This is a genomic window from Microbacterium sp. NPDC060132, assembly GCF_042729675.1.
Taxonomy (GTDB): Bacteria; Actinomycetota; Actinomycetes; order Actinomycetales; family Microbacteriaceae; genus Microbacterium; species Microbacterium sufflavum.
Genome location: NZ_JBHWXU010000001.1, coordinates 2,078,356 through 2,093,276 on the forward strand (window position 1 = coordinate 2,078,356; position 14,921 = coordinate 2,093,276).

At 72.2% G+C, this 14,921-nt stretch carries 14 protein-coding genes; 9 read left to right on the forward strand and 5 right to left on the reverse strand.

The annotated features are described in order from the left end of the window. Window positions 1-3 precede the first annotated feature (3 nt). A complete protein-coding gene (locus ACFWCH_RS10175; protein ID WP_247638466.1) occupies window positions 4-1,458 on the reverse strand; it encodes an NAD(P)/FAD-dependent oxidoreductase in 1,455 nt (484 codons plus the stop codon). Window positions 1,459-1,522: 64 nt separating this feature from the next. Between ACFWCH_RS10175 and ACFWCH_RS10180 the strand changes: the two genes are divergently transcribed. Further along, entirely contained in the window at window positions 1,523-2,008 is a 486-nt protein-coding gene (locus ACFWCH_RS10180) for a hypothetical protein (RefSeq protein ID WP_136031186.1), read from the forward strand. 30 nt (window positions 2,009-2,038) lie between these two features. On the opposite strand, the gene ACFWCH_RS10185 is transcribed toward ACFWCH_RS10180, so the two are convergent. Continuing rightward, window positions 2,039-3,274: an acyl-CoA dehydrogenase family protein gene (locus ACFWCH_RS10185; protein WP_136031185.1), complete on the reverse strand. Its 1,236-nt coding sequence runs from the start codon at window positions 3,272-3,274 to the stop codon at window positions 2,039-2,041. Between the two features lie 73 nt (window positions 3,275-3,347). Then, a complete protein-coding gene (locus ACFWCH_RS10190) occupies window positions 3,348-4,010 on the reverse strand; it encodes a TetR/AcrR family transcriptional regulator (RefSeq protein WP_136031183.1) in 663 nt (220 codons plus the stop codon). A 157-nt stretch (window positions 4,011-4,167) separates the two neighbouring features. Between ACFWCH_RS10190 and sucC the strand changes: the two genes are divergently transcribed. Together sucC and sucD are read left to right on the forward strand one after the other, a co-directional pair. Further along, on the forward strand, window positions 4,168-5,334 hold the full coding sequence (gene sucC, locus ACFWCH_RS10195; RefSeq protein ID WP_136031181.1) for an ADP-forming succinate--CoA ligase subunit beta: 1,167 nt from the start codon (window positions 4,168-4,170) through the stop codon (window positions 5,332-5,334). 18 nt (window positions 5,335-5,352) lie between these two features. Next, window positions 5,353-6,255 carry a succinate--CoA ligase subunit alpha gene (sucD, locus tag ACFWCH_RS10200; protein WP_136036215.1) on the forward strand — a complete coding sequence of 301 codons (903 nt, stop codon included), beginning with the start codon at window positions 5,353-5,355 and terminating at the stop codon, window positions 6,253-6,255. 93 nt (window positions 6,256-6,348) lie between these two features. Here sucD and ACFWCH_RS10205 read toward each other — a convergent pair whose 3' ends face one another. After that, on the reverse strand, window positions 6,349-6,927 hold the full coding sequence (locus tag ACFWCH_RS10205; protein ID WP_378803476.1) for a TetR/AcrR family transcriptional regulator: 579 nt from the start codon (window positions 6,925-6,927) through the stop codon (window positions 6,349-6,351). Window positions 6,928-7,002: 75 nt separating this feature from the next. Between ACFWCH_RS10205 and ACFWCH_RS10210 the strand changes: the two genes are divergently transcribed. Further along, window positions 7,003-7,404, forward strand: a complete 402-nt coding sequence (locus tag ACFWCH_RS10210; RefSeq protein WP_136031025.1) for a VOC family protein — start codon at window positions 7,003-7,005, stop codon at window positions 7,402-7,404. Window positions 7,405-7,465: 61 nt separating this feature from the next. On the opposite strand, the gene ACFWCH_RS10215 is transcribed toward ACFWCH_RS10210, so the two are convergent. After that, window positions 7,466-8,941 (reverse strand): NCS2 family permease, encoded by a 1,476-nt coding sequence (locus tag ACFWCH_RS10215; protein ID WP_136031023.1) that lies wholly within the window; start codon window positions 8,939-8,941, stop codon window positions 7,466-7,468. A gap of 90 nt (window positions 8,942-9,031) precedes the next feature. Here ACFWCH_RS10215 and ACFWCH_RS10220 point away from each other — a divergent pair, with 90 nt between their 5' ends. From ACFWCH_RS10220 to ACFWCH_RS10240, 5 genes are all read left to right on the forward strand, one after another. After that, window positions 9,032-10,411 (forward strand): DUF6350 family protein, encoded by a 1,380-nt coding sequence (locus ACFWCH_RS10220; RefSeq protein WP_378803477.1) that lies wholly within the window; start codon window positions 9,032-9,034, stop codon window positions 10,409-10,411. A 61-nt stretch (window positions 10,412-10,472) separates the two neighbouring features. Continuing rightward, complete coding sequence (purN, locus tag ACFWCH_RS10225) at window positions 10,473-11,051, forward strand: phosphoribosylglycinamide formyltransferase (RefSeq protein WP_378803478.1); 579 nt, start codon at window positions 10,473-10,475, stop codon at window positions 11,049-11,051. Between the two features lie 41 nt (window positions 11,052-11,092). Further along, window positions 11,093-12,700, forward strand: coding sequence for a bifunctional phosphoribosylaminoimidazolecarboxamide formyltransferase/IMP cyclohydrolase (gene purH / locus ACFWCH_RS10230; RefSeq protein WP_136031019.1), 1,608 nt, complete (start codon window positions 11,093-11,095; stop codon window positions 12,698-12,700). A gap of 125 nt (window positions 12,701-12,825) precedes the next feature. Then, the gene (locus ACFWCH_RS10235; RefSeq protein ID WP_378803479.1) at window positions 12,826-14,340 is read left to right on the forward strand and encodes a DNA-3-methyladenine glycosylase 2 family protein; all 1,515 of its coding nucleotides are present in this window, start codon (window positions 12,826-12,828) and stop codon (window positions 14,338-14,340) included. Next, window positions 14,337-14,834 (forward strand): methylated-DNA--[protein]-cysteine S-methyltransferase, encoded by a 498-nt coding sequence (locus ACFWCH_RS10240; protein ID WP_136031014.1) that lies wholly within the window; start codon window positions 14,337-14,339, stop codon window positions 14,832-14,834. The genes ACFWCH_RS10235 and ACFWCH_RS10240 overlap by 4 nt, the downstream gene beginning before the upstream one ends. Window positions 14,835-14,921 lie beyond the last annotated feature (87 nt).

The following is a 14,921-nucleotide window of genomic DNA, read 5'->3' on the forward strand; positions in this document are numbered from 1 at the left end:
CGGTCAGCCGAACAGGTCGCCCAGCTCCGCCGGCGTGCCCGCGTCGCGCAGCACGGTGTGCGCCGCGTGCCAGCCGGCCATGCCGTTGACCGCGGGGCCGGGCGGGGTCGAGGCCGAGGCGAGGTACACGCCGGGCATCGGGGTGCGCCAGGGCGCGGGGGAGAGCACGGGACGCCGCAGCGCCTGCCGCATGTCGAACACGCCCCCGGAGATGTCGCCGCCGATCTCGGCCGGGTTGAGGGCCTCGCGGGAGGACGCCGGCACCGCGTGGTGGGCGAGGATGCGGTCGCGGAACCCCGGAGCGAACCGCTCGACCTGTGCCGTGATGAGCTCGGTGGGGTCGAGGTCGCTGCCGCCGGGGACGTGGATGTAAGCCCACAGCACGGCCTTGCCCTCCGGAGCCCGCGTCGGGTCGAACACCGAGGGCTGCACCGCGAGCACGTAGGGCCGGTCGCTCACGCGCCCGATCGCCACCGCGTTCTCGCTGTTCCACACCTCGTCGCGGTCTCCGGCCACGTGCACGGTCGGGGCGTTCCGCACGTGCGGGTTGGCCCACGGCACGGGGCCGTCCAGGGCGAAGTCGACCTTGGCGGCGGCCGCACCGTAGCGGTAGGCACGCACGGCCCTGGCGTAGCGGGCGGGGATGTCGGGGTGCGTGAGGGCGAGCCGCGGCGAGGTATTCAGCAGCAGCACGTCGCCGCGCGCGGGGTCGCCCCCGTCGAGGCTGGCGAGGTCGCCGACGTGCACCCCGGTCTCGACGGTGCCGCCGTGCGCCTCGAGATCGGCGATCAGGGCGTCCGCGATGGTCTGGGATCCCCCGCGCGGGTACGGCCACCCTCCGGCGTGCGCGAGCGCGGCCAGCAGCAGCCCCGCCGCCGCGCCCGCGAGCGTCGGCTGCGGCGAGTTCGCGTGCGCCACGACCCCCGCCATCAGGGCGGCGGCCTCGTCGGTGCGGAAGGCGGCGCGGGCGAGGGGAGTGCCCTGATCCAGCATCCGCACCGCGTAGCGCGCCGCGGTGACGGGGTCGCGCGGGATGCGCAGGAGCTGGTTGCCGGTGAAGTCGGTCACGCCGTCGATGTGCGTGGTGAGCGGCCGCAGTCGTCGCAGCCAGGCGTCGCGGTCGGGCCCGAGGTCGGCCGCGGTGCGTTCCAGGTCGCGCCACGCGATGGCCGCTCGCCCGTCGTCGAGCGGGTGGGCGAAGGAGATGTCGGGCCGGATCCACGTGACGCGCTCGTCGAGGCCGAAGGCCCGGAAGAACGGCGAGGCGAGGGCGGCGGGGTGCACGGCGGAGCACACGTCATGCCGGAACCCCGGGAGCGTGGTCCCCTCGGTCGTGCGCAGGCCACCGCCCGCGGTGTCCGCCGCTTCGAGCACGCGTACCCGGTATCCGGCTCTGGCCAGCGCGACGCCCGCCGAGAGGCCGTTCGGTCCGGAGCCGATGATCGTCGCGAGGGGCATGGCGCCAGTCTCGCATGCGGCAGACGGTCGGCCGAGGGGGTTGCGCCGTGCGATCCTGGAAGGGATGAATGAAGTCCAGGGCCCGACCCCCGCCGGCACCTCCCGTCCGTACCGCTCGCTGCCGGAGGCGCTCCGCGCCCACCGCATCGATCCGGTGAACCACGCCTTCATCGGCGAGATCGTGGACCAGATCGGGGTGACCTCCCTGATCGACCGCGGTCGCTACATCGAGGCCATCCGCCGGGGCGACGGCGCGGCGCTGCACATCGGCCGCACCTACACCAACGGATTCACGGAGGACGAGGTGGTCACGGTGGGCTCGACCCGCCTGCGCCTGCAGCCGAGCGAGGGGCGCGCACCGTACTTCTACGTGACGCACCCGAGCGAGTTCGCGCCGCCGACCGCCGTGCGGGCCAAGCGCTCCTCCGCGCCGCGCACTCCCGCGGCCCCGCGCACGCCCGCGGCGCCCAAGCCCGTCGAGCGCGACTACGGCGTGTGCGACGTGTGCTTCATGGTGAAGACGCCCGCGGGCGGCTGCGGCTGCGATTGACCCGCGACCGTGTGATGCGGGCGCCCGGCGTCAGGCGAAGGCACTCATCCCCGTGATGTCGCGGCCGAGCAGCAGCGCCTGCACCGACTCCGTGCCCTCGTAGGTGTGGATGGCCTCGATGTCGGCGAGGTGCTGCATCACGCCGTTCTCCAGCAGGATGCCGTTGCCGCCGAGCAGGTCGCGGGCGGTCGCGGCGATGCGGCGGGCGGCGCGGGTGTTGTGGAACTTCGCGAGCGAGGCCTGGGTCGGCCGCAGCTGCCCCGCCTGCTCCAGGTCGGCCATCCGGCGGCAGTACAGCTGCATCGCCGTGAGGTCCTCCAGCATGTGCGTCAGCCGCTCCTGCACCATCTGGAACTTGGCGAGCGGCTTGCCGAACTGCACGCGCTCCTTCGCGTAGGCCAGCGCGGCCTCGTAGCAGGCGGTCGCGTGGCCGAGGGCCGACCACGCGACACCCGAGCGCGTGGCGTACAGCACGGTCGACGCATCCTTGAAGCTCGTCGTCCCCGGGAGCACGGCGTCGAGGGGCACGCGCACGTCGTCGAGGCGGATGTGGGCCTGGTGGATCGCGCGCAGCGAAGCCTTGCCGCGGATCACGGTGCCGGTGTAGCCCGGGGTGTCCTGCTCGACGAGGAAGCAGCGCACGGCGCCGTGCTCCGCGGCCGACTCGTCGTCGACCCTGGCCCAGACGAACGTGATGCCGCCCGAGGCGCCGTTGCCGATCCACTTCTTGGTGCCGCGGAGCACCCAGGAGTCGCCGTCGCGGCGCGCGGTGGTCTCCAGGGAGACGGAGTCGGACCCGTGGTCGGGCTCGGTCAGTGCGAACGAGCCGAGCACGGAGCCGTCCGCCAGCGCGGTGAGCCACCGTTCCTGCTGGGCGGGGGAGCCGAACAGCGCGAGGGTGCGAAGGGCCAGGCCGCCCTGCACCGCGAGGATCGTGCCGAGGGAGCCGTCGCCGCGGGAGATCTCCATGTTGACCAGCCCGGCGGCGAGGGGGGAGAGGCGCGTGAGCGACGGGTGGTCGATGCCGTCGACCACGAGGTCCAGCTCGCCCATGCGGCGGGCGGCGTCGAGGGGGTACTCGGCGCGGTCCCAGGCCTCGGCCATCTGCGGGGCGACCTCGTCGACGTACGCCTTGGCGCGGTCCCAGGCCTCGCGGTCGGCCGCGGGGATGTCGGTGAACACGGCGTAGTAGTCGCTGTCCTGCCGGCCGGTGACGTCGTACGACGAGACGCGCTCGCCGGGGAACGGGGAGGCTTCGATGCTCATGGGTGCTCCTTCGTGGACCTGAGTATCGTACTCCTCGATACTGGGTCCCACGAGCGCCGAGCTCGCCGCGGTATCAGTCGAGCCGGGAGCGCAGCCGCCGCGTGACCTCGGCGACGGGCATCGCCCGCGGGAACACCGCCACCACCACGTCGTCCGGGGCATCCGCGGCGGACCCGTCCGCGACGCCGTAGCGGCGCCGCACATCCGCGAGCGCCGACTGCAGGGTCGACAGCGGCACCTTCCTGCGGCCACGCAGCAGCTGGCGCAGCACGTGATTGTGCACCGCGGTGACGAGCGCCGCGAACCCGACCGCGTCGAGCGGATCGACGCCGGGGAGGGCGCCGCGCAGGTACTCGTCGAACAGTCGCTCGTAGCGGAACACCGTGATGATCTCCCGCTCGCGCAGCACCGGCACCTGGCGCACGATCTGGTAGCGGCGACGTGCCATCTCCGGGTCGCTGGAGAAGTGCGCGAACACCGATTCCGACGCCGCGCATACCGCCGCCCACGGGTCGTCGTGCCCCTCGGCGAGGAACTCCCTGAGCTGATCCAGCAGGACCTCGTGGTCGGCGAAGACCACATCCTCCTTGCCGCCGAACTGTCGGAAGAAGGTCGAGCGGGACACCCCCGCGGCCTTCGCGATCTGCTCGACGGAGGTCTGGTCGAAGCCCTGGGTCCGGAAGAGCTCGAGGGCGGCGGCGACGACGGCGTCGCGCGATTCGGGGAAGTCTCGCATGACGAAATCCTAGGTCCTCGTCGACCGGCCGCCGCGGTCATCGCCGCCCGCCCCGCGCTCCGGAGCGGTCAGGCCGAGGTAGTAGGCTGGGGGACTGGTCGATGTCTCGACATCGAGAGAATCACCAGACCAACAGCAGCCCAGTGAAGGAACCACAGTGGATCTGTACGAGTACCAGGCACGAGACGTTTTCGAGAAGTACGGAGTGCCGGTCCTCGCCGGCATCGTCGCCGACACCCCCGAGGAGGTGAAGGCGGCCGCCGAGAAGATCGGCGGTGTGGTGGTCGTCAAGGCCCAGGTCAAGACCGGTGGCCGCGGCAAGGCCGGCGGTGTCAAGGTCGCCAAGACCCCCGATGAGGCGTACGAGGCCGCGAAGGCGATCCTCGGCCTCGACATCAAGGGCCACGTCGTCAAGCGCGTCATGGTCGCGCAGGGCGCTCGCATCGCCGAGGAGTTCTACTTCTCCGTGCTGCTGGACCGCGCGAACCGCTCCTACCTGAGCCTCTGCTCGGTCGAGGGCGGCATGGAGATCGAGGAGCTCGCGGTCGAGCGCCCCGAGGCCCTCGCCCGCGTCGAGGTCAACCCGCTCACGGGCATCGACAAGGACAAGGCGGTCGAGATCGCCCGCGCCGCGAACTTCCCGGAGGACCTCGTCGAGAAGGTCGCCGACGTGTTCGTGAAGCTCTACGACGTCTACAAGGGCGAGGACGCGACGCTGGTCGAGGTCAACCCGCTCGTCCGCACCGAGGAGGGCGACATCATCGCCCTCGACGGCAAGGTCACGCTCGACGACAACGCGTCGGAGATCCGCCACCCCGAGCACGAGGCGCTCGAGGACAAGGACGCCGCCGACCCGCTCGAGGCCAAGGCCAAGCAGAGCGGCCTGAACTACGTCAAGCTCGACGGCGAGGTCGGCATCATCGGCAACGGCGCGGGTCTGGTCATGTCCACGCTCGACGTCGTGGCCTACGCGGGTGAGAACCACAACGGCGTCAAGCCGGCCAACTTCCTCGACATCGGCGGCGGCGCCTCGGCCGAGGTCATGGCGGCGGGCCTCGACGTCATCCTCGGCGACCCGCAGGTCAAGAGCGTGTTCGTCAACGTGTTCGGTGGCATCACGGCGTGCGACGCCGTGGCCAACGGCATCAAGGGGGCACTGGAGACCCTCGGCGACACGGCCTCGAAGCCGCTCGTCGTCCGTCTCGACGGCAACCGCGTCGAGGAGGGTCGCGCGATCCTCGCGGAGTACGCGCACCCGCTCGTGACCCTGGCCGCAACCATGGACGAGGGCGCCGACAAGGCCGCCGAGCTCGCCAACGCCTGAGACTGAAGGACGAGAGAAATGTCGATCTACCTCAACAAGGACTCCAAGGTCATCGTCCAGGGCATCACCGGCGGCGAGGGCACCAAGCACACCGCGCTCATGCTCAAGGCCGGCACCCAGGTCGTCGGTGGCGTGAACGCGCGCAAGGCCGGCACCACGGTCTCGCACACGGACAAGGACGGCAACGCCGTCGAGCTCCCCGTCTTCGGCTCGGTCGCCGAGGCCATGAAGGAGACCGGCGCCGACGTGTCGATCGCCTTCGTCCCCGGCGCCTTCACGAAGGACGCGATGATCGAGGCCATCGACGCCGAGATCCCGCTGCTCGTCGTCATCACCGAGGGCGTCCCCGTGGGCGACTCGGCCGAGGCCTGGGCCTACGCGCAGAGCAAGGGCAACAAGACCCGCATCATCGGCCCGAACTGCCCCGGCATCATCACCCCCGGTGAGGCGCTCGTCGGCATCACGCCCGCGAACATCACCGGCAAGGGCCCGATCGGCCTCGTGTCGAAGTCGGGCACCCTGACCTACCAGATGATGTTCGAACTGCGCGACCTGGGCTTCTCCACCGCCATCGGCATCGGCGGCGACCCGGTCATCGGCACCACGCACATCGACGCGCTGGCCGCGTTCGAGGCCGACCCCGAGACCAAGGCGATCGTGATGATCGGCGAGATCGGCGGCGACGCCGAGGAGCGCGCGGCGGAGTACATCAAGGCGAACGTCACGAAGCCGGTCGTCGGCTACGTCGCGGGCTTCACGGCTCCCGAGGGCAAGACCATGGGTCACGCCGGTGCGATCGTCTCCGGCTCTGCCGGTACCGCGCAGGCGAAGAAGGAGGCCCTCGAGGCCGCGGGCGTGAAGGTCGGCAAGACGCCGTCCGAGACCGCCGCGCTGATGCGCGAGATCATCGAGGCGCTGTAAGGCGTACACTCGTAGCGAAGGCCCCGGGCTCCACCCCGGGGCCTTCGTCGTGTCCGGGGCATCGTCGTGCCCAGGTCCTCGTCGCGTCCGGTCTCAGTGCGCCGACGTCACGGCGTCGAGCAGGCGGTCGAGTGCGCGGTGTGCCTGCCGTCGCGCCGCGGTGTCGTCGGGGCGGGCGGCGAGCCACAGGGCGAGCTCGTTCATGGCGCCGGACAGCGCGGCGGTGAGGGCGTCGACCTGTGCGGACGGGACCCCGGCCTCGCGCAGTCCCGCACGCAGCTCCTGCTCCGGCCCCTCGGCGTCGAGCCGACGCCACTGCTCCCAGCCGAGCACGGCGGGGCCGTCGACGAGCAGCACGCGCGCGGCGGTTCCCGCGGTGATGGCGTCGAGGAAGGCGTGACTGCCGTCGCGGAGCGCGGCGGGGCCGGGGGTGTCGCGCGTGGCGGTCGCGATGACGGAGGCGACCCGCTCCTGCGCGGCGGCGGCGACGGCCGCGAACAGTCCGGGCTTCGAGTCGTAGTGGTGGTACACGGCGCCGCGCGTCACGCCCGCGGCCCGGGCGATGTCGTCGACCGAAGCCGCCGCGTATCCGTGTGCGGCGAAGTGCGCGGTGGCGGTGTCGAGGATGCGGCGGGCCGTGGCGGCGGCGTCGGCGGCGGAGGCGCGGGGCATGCGGGTTCCTTTACGTACGTGTTGTATGTATTCTAGCCGGACGAATACAAACACGCAGTATGTAAAGGAGTGACGATGGAGATCACCAGCTTCTACCCGGTGCTGATGGTGGACGACGTGTCCGCGGCCGCGCGGTTCTATCGCGAGGAGCTCGGATTCGACACGACGTTCGAGGCCGACTGGTACGTGAGCCTGCGCTTCGACGGGGGAGAGCTCGCGATCCTCGACCGCACGCACGAGACCATCCCGGAGGGCTTCCGCGCACCGGTCACCGGACTGCTGCTGAACGTCGAGGTGCCAGACGCCGCCGCCGAGCACGCCCGGCTGGTGGGGGAGCGCGGACTGACCGAACGGCTGGCCCTGCGCGATGAGGACTTCGGTCAGCGGCACTTCATCGTCGAGGCCCCCGGCGGGGTGCTGATCGACGTGATCGAGCCGATCGAGCCGTCCGCCGAGTTCGCCGCTGCCTACGCCTGAGGCCCAGGGAAACCACGGAGGGGCGGGTGCCGCAGCACCCGCCCCTCCGTGGATCCGCTCGTCAGATCCCGACGCCGAACAGCGCCTCGATGGGTCCGCGTGCGAAGAAGATCAGGAAGCCGGCACCGACCACCCACAGCAGCGGGCTGATGGTCTTCGCCCGGCCGGAGAACGCGTGGATGAGCACCCAGCTCACGAAGCCCGCGCCGATGCCGTTCGCGATCGAGTACGTCAGCGGCATCACGGAGACCGTGAGGAACACCGGCAGCAGCACGCGGAAGTCGCCGAAGTCGATGTGCCGGATCTGCGCCATCATCATGGCACCGACGATGATCAGGGCCGCCGCGGCGATCTCGGTCGGGACGATCGAGGTGAGCGGGGTCAGGAACATCGCGATCAGGAACACCACGCCGGTCACGACGTTGGCCAGGCCCGTGCGGGCACCCTCGCCGATCCCCGCGCCCGACTCGATGAACACCGTGCTCGACGACGACGAGGTCGCGCCACCCGCGATCGCACCGACGCCCTCGACCACCAGCGCCGACTTGATGCGCGGGAAGTCGCCGTTGTCGTCGGCCAGGTTCGCCTCCTTCGCGAGACCCGTCATGGTGCCCATCGCGTCGAAGAAGTTCGTGAAGAGCAGGGTGAAGACGATCATCACGAGCGCGACGAGGCTGACCTTGCCGAGGTCGAACGAGAAGTCCACCGCGCCGATCAGGCTCAGGTCGGGCACGCCCACGGGGGAGCCGTTCAGCGCGGGAACCGTCAGACCCCAGCCGCCCGGGTTGATCACGTTGCCCTCGTCGTCGAAGCCGCGGGCGCCGATGTGCCAGACGGCCTCGACGATCACGGCGAGCACGGTGCCGCCGATCAGGCCGATCAGCATGCCGCCCTTGATGCGCAGCGCGACGAGGATGCCCGTCAGCAGCAGCGTGATCACGAACAGCAGGCTCGGCACGGTCGCGACGGAGCCGTTGACCCCGAGCCCGACGGGCGGCGAGGAGGCACCGGTCGCGGTGACGAAGCCGGAGTTGACGAAGCCGATGAACGCGATGAACAGGCCGATGCCGACCGTGATCGCGATCTTGAGCTGGAACGGCACCGCGTCGAAGATCGCCTTGCGCAGTCCGGTGGCGGCGAGCAGCACGATCACGACGCCGTTGATCATCACCAGCGCCATGGCCTCGGGCCAGGTCACCTGGCCGACCACGGAGAACGCGACGAACGCGTTGATGCCGAGTCCGGCGGCGAAGCCGAACGGCAGACGCGTGACGAGCCCGAACAGGATCGTCATGACGCCGGCGGTCAGGGCGGTCGCGGCACCGACCGCGTTGAAGTCCAGCATGTTCCCGGCGACGTCGGGTTTGCCGGACAGGATGATCGGGTTGAGGATCACGATGTAGGCCATCGTGACGAACGTCACCAGGCCCCCTCGGATCTCGGTGCCGATCGTCGATCCGCGCTTGCTGATCTCGAAGAAGCGGTCCAGGGCGCCGGTGGGCTCGGCGGTCGCCGGGGCGGGCGGGGCAGTTGTCATCGGGTAACCTCCGGAGAAACGCTACCGTGTCGCCCGCCCCGCGCGCGCCCCGAGGAGCCGCACGGCAACTCGTCGTAGTCTCGAATCGCTATGCAACGCCTCCTCGTCGCGCTCCTCGCCGCCTTCGACGCCGCCATCGCGGCCGCGGTCGGACTGGCCGTGCTCCTGGCGCCGCTGACGCTGCTGTGGACGGTCGCGTTCGGCATCACGGCCGACTGGGGTGCGCTCTGGCCCCTCACGGGCACGCTCTGGCAGTTCGGGCACGGCGTCCCGCTCGAGGTCACGATCCCCGACGAGCTCCTCGTCACGCTGGGCATCCCCGCGCAAGCCGCATCGTTCGCGGTGTCGATCACGCCCCTGCTGCTGCTGTTCTTCACGCTCCTGTTCGCCGCGCGCTCCGGAGCGCGCGCCGCCCACGCGGGGGCGTGGCTGCTGGGTGCCCTGTCCGGCTCCGCCGTGTTCGCCGCGATCTCCACACTGGTCGCGCTGACGGCACGGCTCGATGCGGTGCGCACGCCGCTGCCGCTCGCGATCCTGCTGCCCGCCGCCGTCTATCTGGTGGGCGCCGTCTGCGGCGCCGTCCGGGTGGCCTGGGACGACGGCGACGGCGGCCTCCTCGACCGCCTGCACGACCGCCTCGACGCGCGGGAGGACTGGGCTCCCGTGCCCGCGGCGATCGTCCGGGGTGCGGCCTTCGCCCTGGTCGGCGTGACCGGAGCGGCGGCGCTCGCCGTGGCCCTGTCGGTGCTGACCCGCGGCGGTGACGTGGTCGCGCTGTTCCAGGGTGCGCGCGTCGACGCGCTCGGCGCCACCGTGCTCACGCTCGCGCAGCTGGCGTATCTGCCCACCCTGATCGTGTGGGCGGCGGCGTGGCTCGCCGGTCCCGGCTTCGCGGTCGGCGCCGGCACCGCGGTGTCGCCCGCCGGCACCCAGCTCGGCGTGGTCCCCGGCATCCCCGTGTTCGGGCTGCTGCCGGAGAACACCTCCATGTGGATGCTGATCGTGGTGCTCGTCCCCGTCGCGGCCGGCGCGTTCGCGGGCTGGGCCGTGCGCTCCCGGCTCGTCTGGGAGGGCACACCGCTCGGGCTGCTGCAGCGCGCCGTCATCGCGGTGGGCATCGCCGCGGTGACGGCGGGAGTCGCGGGGCTCGCGGCCGAGCTCGCGAACGGGTCGATGGGGCCGGGGCGCCTGGGCGTCGTCGGTCCCGCCGTGCTGCCCTTCGCCCTCGCGCTCGGCGCCGAGGTGCTGGTGGGCGCGGCGATCCTGCTGCTCGCACCGCGCAACCGGGAGGAACTCGCGGAGGAGCGCACCGACCGCTGGCTCGCCGAGATGACCGAGGCCGAGCGCGACCGCGGTCCGCTTCCCGCCGAGCCGACCGCGTGGCCGTCCCTGCCCGACGACACCGCGCCACTCGGCGACCTGCGCGTCCCGCCGCTGCCCGACGGCGACGACCGCGATCGGCGCAGCTGAGTCCCGCCGCCCGCGCCCGAGGCCGCACGGGGCGGTCCCCGCGCGCCGGTAGACTGGGCGCGTGCTCACGGTCGCCGTTCTCATCTCGGGCGCCGGCTCGAACCTTCGCGCCCTCCTCGAGGCCGCTCGTCACCCCGATTTCCCGGCCAGGGTGGTCGTCGTCGGCGCGGATCGCGAAGCAGAGGGGCTGGCGCACGCCGAGGAGTTCGGCATCCCCAGCTTCACCGTCCCGTGGCACGAGCACGAGAGCCGCGAGGCCTGGGGCGAGGAGCTCGGCAGGCAGCTGGCGGTGTGGAACCCCGACCTGGTGGTCCTCAGTGGCCTCATGCGTCTGCTGCCCGCGTCGCTGGTCGCCGCGTACACCCCGCGGATCATCAACACGCACCCTGCGTACCTCCCGGAGTTCCCCGGCGCACACGGAGTGCGCGACGCCCTCGCGGCCGGGGTGCGCGAGACCGGGGCGAGCGTGATCGTGGTCGACGACGGCGTGGACACCGGGCCGATCCTGGCGCAGGAGCGCGTCCCGATCCGCGCCGACGACACCGAGCACACCCTGCACGAGCGCATCAAGCCCGTCGAGCGCCGCCTGCTCATCGACGTCGTCCGTCGCATCGCGACCGGCGATCTCGTCCTGACCTGAACCCCCGAACCCCCGCACGCCCCCGCACGAAGGAGCCCATCATGGCCGGCCCCCGCCACGACCCCACGCTCTACCGCGATCGCGACACCGTGCCGATCCGGCGCGCCCTCGTCTCGGTCAGCGACAAGACCGATCTGCTCGTGCTCGCCGCGGCCCTCGCCGACGCCGGGGTCGAGATCGTGTCGACCGGCTCGACCGCCTCGACCATCCGCGACGCCGGCTTCGAGGTCACCGACGTGGCCGCGGTCACGGGCGTGGCCGAGATGCTCGACGGCCGCGTGAAGACGCTGCACCCCAAGGTGCACGGCGGCCTGCTCGCCGACCTGCGCCTCGAGGATCACGAGCGCCAGCTCGCGGAGCTCGACATCGCCCCGTTCGAGCTGGTGGTGGTGAACCTGTACCCGTTCGTGGAGACCGTGGCCTCCGGCGCCGTGGGCGACGACGTCGTGGAGCAGATCGACATCGGCGGGCCCGCCATGGTCCGCGCTGCGGCGAAGAACCACGCGAACGTCGCGATCGTGGTCTCGCCCGAGTCCTACCCGGCGATCGTGTCGGCCGTCGCCGACGGCGGCACCACGCTCGGCCAGCGCCGTGAGCTCGCCGCGCGCGCCTTCGCCCACACCGCCGCCTACGACACGGCCGTGGCGCAGTGGTTCGCCGAGGGCACGCTCACCGAGCCCGGCGATCTCCCCGCCCACCTCACGATCCAGGCCGAGCGCCTCGCGACCCTCCGCTACGGCGAGAACTCGCACCAGCGCGGGGCCATCTACACCCGCGCCGGCGGCCACGGCATCGCCCAGGCCACGCAGCTGCAGGGCAAGGAGATGTCGTACAACAACTACGTCGACGCGGATGCCGCGCTGCGCGCCGCGTACGACATGATCAAGCCCGCCGTCGCGATCATCAAGCACGCGAACCCGTGCGGGATCGCCACGACCGCGCCGAACGCGCTCGACCCGATCGCCAGCGCCCACCTGCGCGCACACGAGTGCGACCCGGTCTCGGCGTACGGCGGGGTCATCGCCGCGAACGGCACCGTCACGCTGAAGATGGCCGAGAACCTGAAGGACATCTTCACCGAGGTCATCGTCGCGCCGTCGTTCGAGCCCGCCGCGCTCGAGGTGTTCAAGGCCAAGAAGAACCTGCGTCTGCTGCAGCTGCCCGAAGACTGGCAGCAGGAGCGCATGGACGTGCGGCTGGTGTCGGGCGGGCTGCTGCTGCAGGACGCCGACCGCTTCCCCGACGACATCGTGTCGGTCGCGAAGGACTGGGAGCTGGTGTCGGGTGAGCGTCCGAGCGACGAGGAGATGGAGAATCTGATCTTCGCGTGGAAGGCCTGCCGCGCCGTGAAGTCGAACGCGATCGTGCTGGCGAAGGACAACGCCACGGTCGGCGTCGGCATGGGTCAGGTCAACCGCGTCGACTCGTGCCGCCTCGCGGTCGAGCGAGCGGGCGACAGGGCGGCCGGATCGGTCGCCGCCTCCGATGCCTTCTTCCCGTTCGCCGACGGTGCGCAGGTGCTCATCGACGCGGGGGTCACCGCGATCGTGCAGCCGGGTGGGTCGGTGCGCGACGAGGAGGTCGTCGACGCCGCGCGCAAGGCGGGCGTGACGATGTTCTTCACCGGGGAGCGTCACTTCTTCCACTGACCTCCGCGCATCCGCGTCCGGAACCCGCTCTCCTCGGGAGGGCGGGTTCCGTCGTCTCCGGGGCCTTCACTGTCGTGTCCGATTTCCGCCAGCCGTGGTCGGTGGTCGGTGGCAGAGTGGAGGACATGAGCCTCCCCGTGATCGACTTCGACGAGCGGTACCGCGCCATCAGTGCGCGCGACACCCGCTTCGACGGGCAGTTCGTGACCGCGGTCCGCTCGACCGGGATCTACTGCCGGCCGAGCTGCCCTGCCCGCACCCCGAAGCCGCAGAACGTCACGTTCTATCCCACGAGTGCGGCCGCGCACGAGGCCGGCTACCGCGCCTGCAAGCGCTGCCTGCCCGAGGCCGCACCGGGGTCGCCCGCGTGGGACGTGCGCGGAGACACGGCGGCGCGCGCCATGCGGCTGATCGCGACCGGGGTCGTGGAGCGCGAAGGCGTGCCGGGCCTCGCCGCCCGCCTGGGTTACTCCAGCCGGCACCTCACGCGGCTGCTGACGACCGAGCTCGGCGCCGGCCCGCTCGCGCTCGCCAGGGCGCACCGCGCGCACACGGCCCGCATGCTGCTCGTGGGCACGGACATGCCGGTGGCGGATGTGGCGTTCGCCGCGGGGTTCCAGAGCATCCGCCAGTGCAACGACACGATCCGCGAGGTGTTCGGCCTCACGCCGGGCGAGCTGCGGGCGCGGCGACGCACTCCGGCGTCCGACGTGCCGGGGGCGATCGACCTGGCCCTGCCGTACCGCGGCCCGTTCGACGCGGCCGGGGTGTTCGCGTGGATGGCGGCCAGGGCGGTCGCGGGGGTCGAGGAGGCGCGGTCCGACGCGTTCGCGCGCCACCTGCGCATGCCGGGCGGCCCCGCGTGGTTCGAGGTGCGGCAGGACGGCGAGCGGCTGCGGCTGCGGGCTCGCGTCGCACGCCTGAGCGACCTGGCGCCGCTGGTGTCGACCGCGCGGCGCCTGTTCGACCTCGACGCCGACCCCCTCGCGATCGACGAGGCCCTGGCCGCGCATCCGTCGCTGGCGGCCCTGGTCGCACGCACGCCGGGGATCCGGGTGCCCGGTGCCGCGGATCCGCACGAGATGCTGATCCGGGCGATGATCGGGCAGCAGATCACCGTCGTCGCCGCCCGCACCGCGCTCACCGCACTCACCGAGGCGCTGGGGGAGAGGACACCCGAGGGGCTGCTGTTCCCCACCATGACCGCGATCGCGGAGCACGGGGCCGAGGTGCTGCGGGGCCCCGCGGCCCGGATCCGCGCGGTCACGGGGGCCGCCGCGGCCCTCGCCGACGGCAGCCTCACGCTGACCGTGGGCGATGACGGCGCGGAGCAGCGCGCGGCCCTGCTGGCCATGCCGGGGATCGGACCCTGGACGGCGGACTACGTGCGGATGCGTGTGCTCGGCGACCCCGACATCCTGCTCCCCGGCGATGTCGCGCTGCGCGCGGGCGCGGCGGCGGTGGGGCTCCCCGGCGAGCCGAAGCCCCTGGTCGCCTGGGCCGAGCGCACGGCCCCCTGGCGGAGCTACCTCAGCGCGCACCTGTGGCGTGCGGCACCCCAGCGCCCCGCGGGGCCGCGGTCGCCTGCCGCCCGCGCGGCCGCGACCGACGACGAGACCCAGACGAAGGAGACGCCATGACCGCCCTGATCCAGACCATCGACACCCCGGACGGCCCGTTCACGATCCTGGCCGACGCCGAGCAGCGCGTCCTCGCCTCCGGGTGGACCGACGACGTGGAGGCGATCCTCGGTCGCCTCTCCGCCGCCGCCCGTCCGGAGGAGCTGCGCGACGCCGAGACCGACGCGGCGGCTGCCGCCCTGGCCTATTACGCCGGTGACGTGTCGGCGATCGACGCCGTCGCGGTGAAGCAGACCGGAACCGCCCTCCAGCGCGCGGGGTGGGATGCGCTGCGCGGCATCGAGCCGGGTCGGCCGCTCACCTACACGGGCTTCGCCGCGCGCCTCGGCAATCCGAACGCGGTGCGCGCGGCGGCGTCGATCTGCGCCCGCAACGCCCCGGCCCTGTTCGTCCCGTGCCATCGGGTGCTGCGCACCGACGGCTCGCTGGGCGGCTTCGCGTGGGGTCTCGCCGTGAAGCAGAGCCTCCTGGCCCGTGAGAGCGCCGCGCGCTGAGCCGTCCGAAGCCCCGCCCCGTCTCCGCGCGGGACGGGGCTTTCGGCTGCCGCGGGAATTCCTCTTGCGCCCAGCTGGTTCACAGCA

Excerpts from the sequence above, each read along its gene's own strand:
- ACFWCH_RS10175 (WP_247638466.1), bottom strand. The coding sequence starts at position 1,458 with ATGCCCCTCGCGACGATCATCGGCTCCGGACCGAACGGCCTCTCGGCG.
- ACFWCH_RS10180 (WP_136031186.1), top strand. The coding sequence starts at position 1,523 with ATGAATGAAGTCCAGGGCCCGACCCCCGCCGGCACCTCCCGTCCGTAC.
- ACFWCH_RS10185 (WP_136031185.1), bottom strand. The coding sequence starts at position 3,274 with ATGAGCATCGAAGCCTCCCCGTTCCCCGGCGAGCGCGTCTCGTCGTAC.
- ACFWCH_RS10190 (WP_136031183.1), bottom strand. The coding sequence starts at position 4,010 with ATGCGAGACTTCCCCGAATCGCGCGACGCCGTCGTCGCCGCCGCCCTC.
- sucD (WP_136036215.1), top strand. The coding sequence starts at position 5,353 with ATGTCGATCTACCTCAACAAGGACTCCAAGGTCATCGTCCAGGGCATC.
- ACFWCH_RS10205 (WP_378803476.1), bottom strand. The coding sequence starts at position 6,927 with ATGCCCCGCGCCTCCGCCGCCGACGCCGCCGCCACGGCCCGCCGCATC.
- ACFWCH_RS10210 (WP_136031025.1), top strand. The coding sequence starts at position 7,003 with ATGGAGATCACCAGCTTCTACCCGGTGCTGATGGTGGACGACGTGTCC.
- ACFWCH_RS10215 (WP_136031023.1), bottom strand. The coding sequence starts at position 8,941 with ATGACAACTGCCCCGCCCGCCCCGGCGACCGCCGAGCCCACCGGCGCC.
- ACFWCH_RS10220 (WP_378803477.1), top strand. The coding sequence starts at position 9,032 with ATGCAACGCCTCCTCGTCGCGCTCCTCGCCGCCTTCGACGCCGCCATC.
- purH (WP_136031019.1), top strand. The coding sequence starts at position 11,093 with ATGGCCGGCCCCCGCCACGACCCCACGCTCTACCGCGATCGCGACACC.
- ACFWCH_RS10235 (WP_378803479.1), top strand. The coding sequence starts at position 12,826 with ATGAGCCTCCCCGTGATCGACTTCGACGAGCGGTACCGCGCCATCAGT.
- ACFWCH_RS10240 (WP_136031014.1), top strand. The coding sequence starts at position 14,337 with ATGACCGCCCTGATCCAGACCATCGACACCCCGGACGGCCCGTTCACG.